We start from the raw sequence: 11589 nt of genomic DNA, 5'->3' as shown, positions 1-11589 counted from the left end.
CTCATAACGTAATGACTCTATGGGATTTGCCGTCGCAGCCTTGATCGTGTGTGAGCCGGCGGTCAACGGTGCAATGACAAACGCTATGAGACCCTACACTGCAGATACCCGAACACTCAAGTCTAAAGTATTTCTTGAGAACAAAGGCTATTAACGATAAATCCTCAAAAGGTTTCATTTATGATAAATTCTTTCAGTGGTTTCTTTTTAGGTGTCGGCGGCCATTCAACAGGAATACCGACGGGAGTAATACAGACTCTTATATAATTATCCGGTATATTGAAAACTTCTTTTGTGACACTCTCAGGGACCGAATCTGTTATGAAGACCGTTCCATACCCTAAAGCTCTTGCAGCAAGCAACAGGTATCCGGCAGCCAACGGTCCATCCCAGTGGTTATAAGATGAATAGATTGAATTATTATCCGTCAAAACAATTATATAAACCGGGGCGGAGAAATAATCGTTGAACACATTTGTAATCTCTTCTTTTTTAGAAGTGTCTATCTCTTCGTTGTTTTTCTTTAAATACTCTATTGTCTCTTTAATGCAGGCATCCTTCATCTCATTTATCTTGTTTTTATCCGTTATGATCAAAAATTTCCATGGCTGCTGATTCCCCGATGTAGGAGCCATGCGTGCCGCATCGATTATTTTTAATATATCTTCAGGCGGGATAGGATCAGGTTTATATTTTCTTACTGAACGCCTTTGTTGAAAGACGTCCCAGATACTTAATTCACCCTTTTTCAGACTCTCTACTTTAATCCGAGTGCCTGGAGTATCTGAATTCGTTTGAGCGAATGCACACGAATATGATGTGATACAGAAAAAAAGAATTAGCGATTTCATTTGTATACCTCCTTTGACTACCGCATTTTGTGTTTTGAAGATGTTTCTATTATAGTATCCACCCTGCTCATATCTCGACTTCTCCATGCCGCAAGCGTCATATATATGCATAATGTAAGAACTCAATCCCGCCGGGGCGGACGTCGACGTTACTCATACCGCAGACTCTCGACCGGATTTGCCGTCGCGGCTTTGACCGTATTGAAGCCGACAGTCAGCATCGAAATCATCAAAGCGATCAGTCCTGAAACGATGAATATCCAGGGACTCAGATCAGCCTTGTATGCAAATCCTTGCAGCCACACTTTCATCGCGTAGTAGGCCACGGGCCACGCGATAACGTTTGCCAGCATTACCCACTTGGCAAAGTCTGTGATAAGCATAACCATGATATCTCCGATGGATGCGCCCACCACTTTTCGAATCCCAATTTCTTTTGTCCTTTGAGCATTGGCATAGGAGGCCATTCCCAATAACCCTATGCAGCTGATCAGGATTGCCAAAAAAGCAAACAAACCAAAGACCTCCCCAAACTGTTGATCGGATTCATACTGAGAGTCGAAAAGATCGTCGAGGAAATAATATTCGAACGGTTGGTCCGGGTACAACTCGTCCCACTTGGCTTTGATCTGGTCCATAGTCTGTTTGATATTCCCACCAGCGACCTTGATGGAAAAATATCTCGCAAGGTTGATATCCGATGCATAGATTGGATCAAAAATGACAGGCTGCAATGCGCTCTTGAGCGATCTCTGGTGGTAATCTTTGGTCACGCCGATTATTTTCACTATCCGACCGTCAATCCCACCTAGCACCAGGTTTTTGTCGACAGCGTCTTTGGGATTTTGAAACCCGTATGTTTCTACTGCCTCCTCGTTCAGAATGACTTCTCTACTCAGCCTCGACTCACGGGAAAAATTCTCGCCTGCAACCAACGGTATTTGATATAAACTGAAATAATTCTCGTCCACATCTATGAACACGCCCTGTGTCCCCATACCGGGTTGACTGCTTTGACTCCGTATGTCACTGGCAAAATTTGAATAATCTCTTCCCGGTATGGTCGACGACGAGGACACGTTTCTCACCGAAGGGAATGTCATTAGTGCATCTTTGAAACTATTGCAGCTTGAAATATAGTTGCCCGTTATCCTTGGTGCCTTCAATACCAACACCTGGTCTATGTTTGCACCCAAGTCCTGATTGCGCATGAACATGACCTGTCGATACACGATGGCGGTTGATGCAATTAGGATAATAGAGATGGCAAACTGGAAAATGACGAGCCCTTTCCGCAAATCGATCCCTCTTGATAACCTTCCGCGCACGATCCTAAAAGCGGCAAGGGGACTAAATGATGAAAGTATGAATGCAGGATAAAGTCCTGACAAAAAGGTTCCAAGTGCAAACACCGAAACGAGGAGGGTCAAATTGCTCTTCAACAAACCAAGAGACAGAGGGTCTCCCGTCATTCTGCTGAAGAAAGGCAACGCGATCTCATCTATGCCGACTGCCATGACTACCGCAATAGTATTTAGCAGAATGGATTCGGTCATGAATTGCTTGACAAGTTGGAAGCGATTAGAACCCAATACCTTCCTGACACCGACTTCCCTTGCACGAGTCATCGATCTGCAAGTCGATAGATTGACATAGTTCACCCATGCAAGGATGAGAACAAATGCCGCTATGATCGACAAAAACTGTACGGTTCTTGCATCTCCATTTACTTCAGGTTCGAAGCGCAGGTTGGAATGGAGATGTATATCCTTCAATGGCTGAAGAAGATATTCGCGCTTGTAGGAATCTCCGTAGTCTTTGTACTTCTCCACCATCGCGGGAAATTTTGCCTGGAGCGCTGCGGCATCAGTATTAGGAGAAAGCAGAACGTAGGTGTTAAACGCGTTCCAACCCCAATAGTACTCGGCCTGACTATTCTGGGCAACAAGCGTTTTATAGGAAAGCAGCATATCGAACTTAATGTGGGAATTATGCGGCACATCTTTGAATACCCCTGTAACTTTGTAGCCATGCGTTCCATAGTCGTCCTCCAACGTGGCTACCTTGCCGACGGGGTTCTCATCTCCAAAGTATTTTTCTGCCACCGATTTGGAGACAATCACAGAATAGGGGTCCTCCAGGGCAGATCGCGCGTCACCCTCCAACATAGTGAATGTAAATATTCTGAGAAAAGATGGTTCGGCATAGTATATCTTATCCACATTCTCGGAAATTCTTTTATCCTTGTCCACAAACACAACGGTTGTGCCACGCAGTCTTGCAGACTCGAGAATCTCAGGGAATTCCTTCTTGAGTGTCGGACCGAGTGCCGGTGGACAGCCAGCGCTCTTGTCATGCTTGTCGGTGTAAATGCGATCATCTCTTATTCGATAAATTCTATTCCCATTTTTATTGAAACTGTCATAACTGAGTTCGTATGTGACGTATTGAATTATCAAAAAGAATGCAGCGATACCGATGGAAAGACCGACGATGTTGATGACAGAGAAGGTCTTGTGTCTAAGTAGATTCCTAAATGCCATCTTCAAATAATTTTTCAGCATACCGTTCTCCTGTTTTCAGTGCTCCTCGTATTTCCTACTCATATCTCATGGACTCCCTCCTGCGAAGGCGGGATTTCAAGTTTACTCATATCGTAGACTCTCAACCGGATTTGCCGTCGCAGCTTTGATGGCCTGATAGCCCACAGTAATGAGTACGATCAAAAGAGTTAGTCCTCCTGCTAAAATAAACGCCCATAGGCTTTCATCGATGCGATAAGCAAAGCCCTGCAGCCATTTATTCATAGCGAAGTACGCAATTGGCCATGCGATGGTATTGGCTAACAATGCCCAAATGACAAAATCTTTTGTGAGTGTCGATACTACATTCGCAACAGATGCGCCCAACACCTTTCGGATTCCCATTTCTTTGGTTTTATTCTCGGAAACAAATGACACCAACCCAAACAAACCGAGACAGGCGATAAATATTGCCAGAATTGAAAAATATCCGAATATGTTTTCCATTCTTCCTTCCGATTGATACAGCTTGTCAATCTCTTCATCGAAGAAATGCACGGTGAATTGGTGTTCAGGATATTGTTTATGATAAATCTGTTCCACCATTCCAATGGTCTCCCCGATATCATTGGATTTTACGCGCAGATACAAATGCCGAAATCCGTAGAGAGATAACATTAAGGGCTCAACTTCACTCCGCAGCGACCTGAAATTAAAGTTCTTTACCACTCCGATAATCTTGCCTTCCTTTCCACCGGCGTGCAGTCGTTTACCGACAGGATTCTGCATATGCATAGCTTTTACGGCTGCTTCATTTATGACAAAACCTTCCGCCTCGTCGGATGGATACTCCTTTGAGAAGAATCTCCCCTCCGCCATTCTTAACTTAAACGTTTGCGCAAAATCTTCGGTAACATATAGACTTGGGAAACTAATCCACTTCGCATTCTTATCCATTCCTTCCCAATCAGGAACGTTATTAGTACCGATATTCAAAAGCATATCTCCTGAGGCCGCCACGCTAATGATCTCCGGATGCTGGAGCAATTCATTTTTTATGGCTTCGTATTTGCCGGAAAAATCTTCCGTCTCCAGATAGATCAGATTTTCCTTGTCAAATCCCAAATCCTTGTTTTTCATATAATGGAGCTGTTGGTATATGATAATCGTCCCGATAATGAGCACGATAGAAATGGCAAACTGGCTAATTACGAGCAGCCGCCGGAGCAGCGATGAACGGGAATGTACGTTATCCGGTCCTTTCAAAATCTTCACCGGAGTGAAGGACGAAAGAAATATTGCAGGATAACTTCCTGAAATGATGCCGGTAAAAATGAGGAGACAAATCAAGCCGATAAATATCTCAATGTTTGAAAAGTCAAGGGATAACGGCTTGCCGGTAAAATTACTAAATGCTGGAAGAAACAATTCGACGATAGCCAGGGCAACCACAAAAGCAATGGCGGAAATGAGGATCGATTCTCCAAGAAATTGCTTTATGAGTTGAGAGCGACTTGCACCGATGACCTTCCGCAACCCGACTTCCTTGGTACGTTTTATAGAACGCGCAGTCGCCAAGTTCATAAAATTGATGCATGCCATGAACAATATGAAGGCTGCGATGAGCGTAAAGAAAATCACATATTGAATATTGCCTTCCTTATTTTCAAACTTGAAATCGGAGTATAGGTGTGTTCTAGTTATCGGCTGCAGAAAAAACTTTATATGGCTGCTTAAGGCCGGGTTATACTTATCCAGAAATATTTTGAACTCCGCGTTCATTCTTTCGCTCACCGTCGAATAAGAAGCCCCCTTGTTCAAGAGGACGTAAGTTTTATAGTCCGCGTTTGGCGCGTACCAGCTATCGGGGTCCCGCGAAGTCCGGAGGAGTGCGAATGAAAGAAAGCAATCTGTCTTCCTGATGTATTCGTGTGTAAGCCGGGGAATGTCTTTCACAACTCCGGTGACTATTAGCGGACGTGGATCGTCTGCCTGGGTGATGGTTTTGCCCATGGCCTCTTCCCCGCCAAAGAGTGTTTGTGCAATACTCTCAGTAATAACTATCGAGCCGACATCGTTTAAAGCTGCTTTAGGATCGCCCTTTATGAATTGGAACGGGAAAATGTCGAAAAAGCGCGGCTCAATATAGCGGGCAGCTGCATCAAGTCGCTTGTCCTTATACTGAAGCTTTTTGCCATCATGGTTCACCCTGGTTACCTCCTGGATACCTGGGACGGTTTCTTTCAACCAGTTGGCAAATGGACCGGGTGTTGCAAAGATTTGAGTACCATCCATGTCCCAAATTACGCGGCAGATACGATCGGCATTTTTATTATAGCGCTCGTAGTTCAACTCATCCTTTACCCACAACATAATGAGAATAAAACACGCCATCCCGATCGCAAGCCCTACGATATTTATAAACGAAAATAGTTTGTTCTTTGAAATGTTCCTCAATGCAATCTTGAAATAATTCTTCAGCATACCCTTCCTCTAGTTTTCGGTCTCCAATTATCAATGATCATTGATGATTGTTCATTGGATTCATTCATATCTCAGACCCTCGATCCCGCAAAGTCGGGATCGCAAACTTACTCATAGCGTAAGCTTTCAACCGGATTTGCCGTCGCAGCGCGGATGGCGCGGACGCTCACAGTTCCGATGGCTATGACGAGAGCAATTATTCCTGCCAACCCGAACACCCACAGACCAAGATCTATATGATAGGCAAAAGCCTGCAGCCACTTGTTCATTGCGTACCATGCAACCGGCCATGCGATTATATTCGAGAGCAATATCCATTTGGCAAAATCTCCGTATAACATCGTCACGATGTTCAGCACAGATGCTCCTAAAACTTTGCGTATGCCAATTTCTTTGGTACGGTTTTCCGTGACGTAAGAAGTAAGTCCATACAGACCGAGACAGGAAATCAATATTGCCATCGCAGAAAACACGCCGAAAATTTCTCCCGTCTGGTTCTCCTTCAAGTACTGCTTGTCGATAGACTCATCGAGGAAATGATATTCGAAGGGGAGATCAGGGTTGACTTCTTTCCATATCTTACTTATCGAAGCAATTGCGTCGCCGTTCTTCCCCGCCGCCGTTTTTACCAAAATTGTACCATTATATGTAAAAGAGAGACCGGAATAATCGCCGAGGACACTGTACACACTAGGTGTTATCCTTTGATGCAGAGATTTGAAATTTACATCCTTGATAACCCCGATTATCACACCGGGCTTGTTGTTCAGCGAAAATCTTTTGCCGAGCGGAGACTCGATGCCCATCTGTTTCACTGCTTCTTCGTTCAGGATATAAGCGTCGCGATCTGCCCCTGCATTCGGAGAGAAATTTCTTCCCTCCTTCATCCTGACGTCGAGCATCTTAAAGTAATTGCGATCCACGAAAGAATATTCCGCATTGACGTAAGTTTTGTTGCTCTTCCCCTCCCAATCTAGATTCTCCGTCGAGTTGGCGGCATTCAATAGCAATTTGTCTTCTGCAGTGACATCGGCGATAGACGAATGGCTGAGAAGGTCACTCTTCATCATGTCATAATTCCGGAGGAATTTTCCTTTCGCCTGAAAATAGATGATGTTGCTCTTGTCGAAGCCGAGTTTCTTGTTCCTGATGTAATTGAGTTGTTGATAAACGATTGCCGTTCCCGCGATCAAGATTATTGAAAGCCCAAATTGAACGACGACCAGTGTCTTCCGAGACAGCACGCCTCCCCGTCCCGGAATTGAATGATCCTTCAGGGCGGCGATGGGCTTCAAGGATGAGAGACGCAGCGCAGGATAGACACCCGCCAGAAGACATGTGATACAAGCTGTCACAATCAGGCCGAGCCATAAGTTTGCGCCCGCATACCTGGTCACGAGATTTGTGCCTGAGAGGCGGCTGAATTCCGGCAAGAACAATTCTACAAGTGCCAGCGCAATCAGAGCGGCAACAAGCACATATATTCCAGATTCAATCAGAAAGTAATTGATAAGCTGGGCTTTACTCGATCCGACTATCTTGCGCATTCCCACTTCTCTCGACCTGTCGAGGACACGTGCAGTGGAGAGGTTTATATAGTTGATGCAGGCGATAAGGATAAGGAACAATCCAATTGCCGAGAAAATATAGATGTATTTCATGTCGCCGAGCCCGGGAAGATCGCCGATATAATCCGCGCCCAGGTGAATATCAGTCAGCGGCTGGAGAAACAATTTTCTGGCAAATCCCGGGATATGCTTCGGCATCAAATCCGCGATTTGGGCATTCAATTTCCGGATGTCGGTATTCTTCTTGACCTGTACAAACGTATGGAGACCCGCATTGGACCAATTGTCAAATGGAAATCCGATGTACTTCAAGACCAGAATGTTCATGAGAAAATTGAATTGAAGCTGTGAATTTGATGGAGGATCTTCGACCACGGCAGATACGACCATGGGACTGCTTCCATTGACGAGGAGAGCTTTTCCGATAGGATCTTCGGTACCGAAAAACCGCTTCGCCATGGTTTGAGTAATGACAATATCGGAAGGATTTGACAGGGCAGTTAGGAGGTTTCCATTGATTGACTTGAAAGAAAACATCTCAAGGAATGCCGGATCTGCAAACGCGCCTTTGTCTTCGTTAAGTGTTTTACCTTTGTACTTGAACGGCGATCCGGAATAGGGCATGTATCTCGTTGAGTTGACAATATCGGGATAATCGTTCTTGAGAGTTTCTGCCAACGGACCACAGGTCACAGCGATCTTCTTAACAATCGCATCGTTGCCGACCACTCGATATATTTGGGCGGCGTTCGCATGGAATCTGTCGTAACTCAACTCATGTCCGATCCATAACATAATTAGTATCGCACATGCCATTCCTACTCCTAACCCGGTCAGATTGAGAATAGAATAGGTCTTGTGCCTGCGAATGTTTCTGAAAGCTATCTTGAAATAATTTTTCAGCATACCCTTTCTCCAGTTTTCAATTAACAATAATCACTCGCTGATGGCGTTGGCCGACTGCTTCTGCCTGTAGAGCACCTGTATGAATTTCTAGTTCTCCTTCGGCTTGAATATCTGAATCAATTCCCATGACTTGTCATAATTTGCCAGCTCGCTCTGAAGTAATTTTATTTTTTCATCGACCGTCCACTCGTTGTCATCCGGCTCCCAGCGGAACGCTTCGACACGGAAGTTGTACTGTCTCTTCTTGCCGTTAATTTTTACTTCTATTTCGGCAATTTGCTTGTCGACAAAATCGGGAAGCGGAATACTGACTTCTTTCATCTTATCTCACTCGTCTCCCTTTGGCATTCATTCCGTAGACTTTTCATCCCGCGGAGGCGGGATTTCGGCGCTACTCATAACGTAGCGCCTCAACCGGATTTGCCGTCGCTGCTTTGACCGCTTGAACGCCCACGGTCAGTGATGCAATGAAAAGTGCAATGCCGCTGGCACCAATGAACATCCACCAACTCAATGATATCCTGTAGGCAAATTCCTCTAGCCACCTGCTCATGAAGTACCACGCTATCGGAATCGAAACGACGTTTGACAGAACGACCCATGCCAGGAAGTCCCGTGAAAGAGCAGACACAATGTTAGACATAGATGCACCCAACACTTTGCGAATGCCAACTTCTTTCGTCCTCTGTTCCGCGGAAATTGATGCGAGACCGAACAATCCAAGACATGCGATCATTATGGACACGAATGAAAAGTACTGGAAGATGGTACGCATCCGCATTTCGGAAAAATATTGATTGTTCAGCAAATCATTATAGAAATAGTAATCGAGCGGAACACCAGGCATCGCCGCATGCCATGTCGTGTTGATGGAGGAAATAACATCCTGCGGATTTCCGGGCTTGATCCGAATAGACATGACCCGGTAGCGGCCACCCTCATCATTGCTGTCGGGAATGTTGAAAATCAGAGGCTCGATCGCCGTATGGAAAGAGGCGAAGTGGAAATCCTTCACCACACCCACAATCCTGCCTCGCTTACCCCACAAGTAGACTTCCCTGTTGAGCGGAGAACTGAATCCCATCGTCTTCGCTGCCGCCTCGTTGATTACATATGCTTCTGTTCTGTCGGTCGGGTACTCTTTCGAAAAAAATCTTCCCTGAACCACCTGGAATTCATAAGTGGCAGCCAGATTGCAATCGGAATGGAGCACCCAGAAATGTACCTGCTCATTCGCCGGCTTCCCTTCCCATGAAATGCCCTCGGTCCTCGTTATTGAGCTGCTGACTGGCTCAGATCGTGACACTGCAATGACCTGAGGATTTGTCTCCAGTTCATTCTTCATTGACTCAAAATTCTTGTTTGCGTCAGCCGTCAGTCGAACGCATATCAAATTCTCTTTGTCAAAACCGAGATTGCTGTTCATGACAAAAGACATCTGATTGGAAACGACGATCGTGCACAGGATCATGGCGATGGAAGCTGCAAATTGAAAAATGACAAGACCTGATCGCGCAAACAGACTGCCGGGCTTAAGCGTCAGACGTTTTCGCAAGACCTGGATCGGACTGAATGAAGAAAGCAAAAGAGCAGGATAGAACCCCGACGCGAGACCGGTGACGATTATAACTCCCAACGACAGCAGGATGAACGACGGATCCAGATACATGATCGTTAATCTTTTTCCTGACAACGCATTGAACTCCGGCAGGAACAACTCAACGAAGAGAACTGCCACGACGAATGCAAGGGAAGAAACAATCAGGCTCTCTCCCAGGAATTGAACCACCAATTTTCTTCTGCTTGCTCCAATTGTTTTCTTGACGGCTATTTCCTTCCTTCTCTTCAAAGAGAGTGCGGTGGACAAATTCATATAGTTGATACTTGCTATCAGGAGAATGACGATCGCTATAGCGACGAATATCCGGACATACTCAATGTCTCCCGTACCCTGAAGAAACTTGACGTTGCCGCCGAACAAATGAACTTTTGTGAGCGGAAGGAGTGAGTAGCTCAGGTTTTCCGTGTTCTGGTTTGGAAAGTGTCTTATTTCGCATTGTCTGATCTTTGATGAGAGGGTCTGAAAGTCAAAGTCGCCTTTGGTCTCAATGTAGGTGTAATGAGACTCGTCGTACCAAGAATCGAAGTCGATCCCGATAGTCTTAAACCAGCCTTCAGACAGAATAATCTGAGTCCGAATCTGCGACTGCAGTGGGATCTTTGCGAGAACTCCGGTCACCTTCATCATGGTCTTGTGCCCAAAAGCGGAAGCATATAGCGACTGACCAACGGCATCTTCAGCCCCAAAATATTTTTTCGCCATTTCCTCGTCGAGGACAATCGAGTTCGGATCTGAAAGCGCTGTGGACGGATTCCCTTCCTTGAGCTTCAGAGAAAAAAAGTCGAAGAAATTAGAACTCGCGAAGGAGACGTTCTCTTCAAAGCCTTTGTCGCCGTTCTGAATCAGAAATTCAAAACCCGCCGGAAGCTGCATGAAACTCGTTGATTTCCTTATCTCGGGTAATTCTTCCTTCAACGCGGGTGCGAGCATTTTGGACGAAACCGCCGTCATCCCGGCACGGTCGCCTCGAAGCACAAGATAGATACGATCGGAGTCCTTGAAAAACTTATCGTAGCTCAATTCATCCTGCGCCCACAGAAGAATCAATATGGTACATGCCATCCCCGCCGCTAAGCCGACAATGTTGATAAATGAAAATGCTTTGTGACGTGAAAGATTTCTAAAGGCGATTTTAAAATAATTCTTCAGCATACTATTCCTCCAATTCTCATTTACTAATCGGCAATGACCGTTTCTACACGTTCACGGGTTACTAACAAACTTGTCTCAACCGATCAATTCCATGAAGTACAAGAAACATACCGTCAGAACTGTTCTACAATCGCCTCTTTCAAGCCTTTCCAGTATTTGACGATTTTTTGAACGTTCGATTTCGGACGAGAGTGTTCATTTCCGCACAGCCATGGATGCGAGGCCACAACCACTGAGAAAGTTGAACAATCACTTTCGGGCTCCCGTCTTTTCGATCAAACTTCCTAGGACCATACGTCACGCCGTGTTCCACGATGCAAAAGTGGGTTGTCATCAGTAAGCCTCGGCCGATAGTTCATCGTTGAGACTCGACGATTGTCTCTGCCTATAAAGTACCTGTATGAATTTCGAGTTCTCCTTCGGGCTAAATATCTGGATCAATTCCCATGATTTGTCGTACTCTTCCAGACCATTTTGAAGCATCT

Annotated in this window: 6 protein-coding genes; all 6 read right to left on the bottom strand. The window is 45.3% G+C overall.

Annotated elements, in window-relative coordinates:
- Positions 1-164: 164 nt before the first annotated feature.
- On the bottom strand, positions 165-851 hold the full coding sequence (locus tag VLX91_05400) for a nitroreductase family protein (protein ID HUI29630.1): 687 nt from the start codon (positions 849-851) through the stop codon (positions 165-167).
- Between the two features lie 149 nt (positions 852-1000).
- Positions 1001-3415 (bottom strand): ABC transporter permease, encoded by a 2415-nt coding sequence (locus tag VLX91_05395; GenBank protein HUI29629.1) that lies wholly within the window; start codon positions 3413-3415, stop codon positions 1001-1003.
- An 81-nt stretch (positions 3416-3496) separates the two neighbouring features.
- Positions 3497-5857, bottom strand: coding sequence for an ABC transporter permease (locus VLX91_05390; GenBank protein HUI29628.1), 2361 nt, complete (start codon positions 5855-5857; stop codon positions 3497-3499).
- Between the two features lie 107 nt (positions 5858-5964).
- The gene (locus VLX91_05385; protein ID HUI29627.1) at positions 5965-8331 is read right to left on the bottom strand and encodes an ABC transporter permease; all 2367 of its coding nucleotides are present in this window, start codon (positions 8329-8331) and stop codon (positions 5965-5967) included.
- Between the two features lie 87 nt (positions 8332-8418).
- Positions 8419-8652 (bottom strand): hypothetical protein, encoded by a 234-nt coding sequence (locus VLX91_05380; protein HUI29626.1) that lies wholly within the window; start codon positions 8650-8652, stop codon positions 8419-8421.
- A 70-nt stretch (positions 8653-8722) separates the two neighbouring features.
- The gene (locus tag VLX91_05375; protein HUI29625.1) at positions 8723-11104 is read right to left on the bottom strand and encodes an ABC transporter permease; all 2382 of its coding nucleotides are present in this window, start codon (positions 11102-11104) and stop codon (positions 8723-8725) included.
- Positions 11105-11589: the final 485 nt, after the last annotated feature.

Source organism: Candidatus Acidiferrales bacterium (genome assembly GCA_035515795.1).
Taxonomy (GTDB): Bacteria; Bacteroidota; Ignavibacteria; order Kryptoniales; family JAKASW01; genus JAKASW01.
Note: the sequence above shows the minus strand (reverse complement) of the source record. Positions and strands in the feature narration are given on the sequence as shown.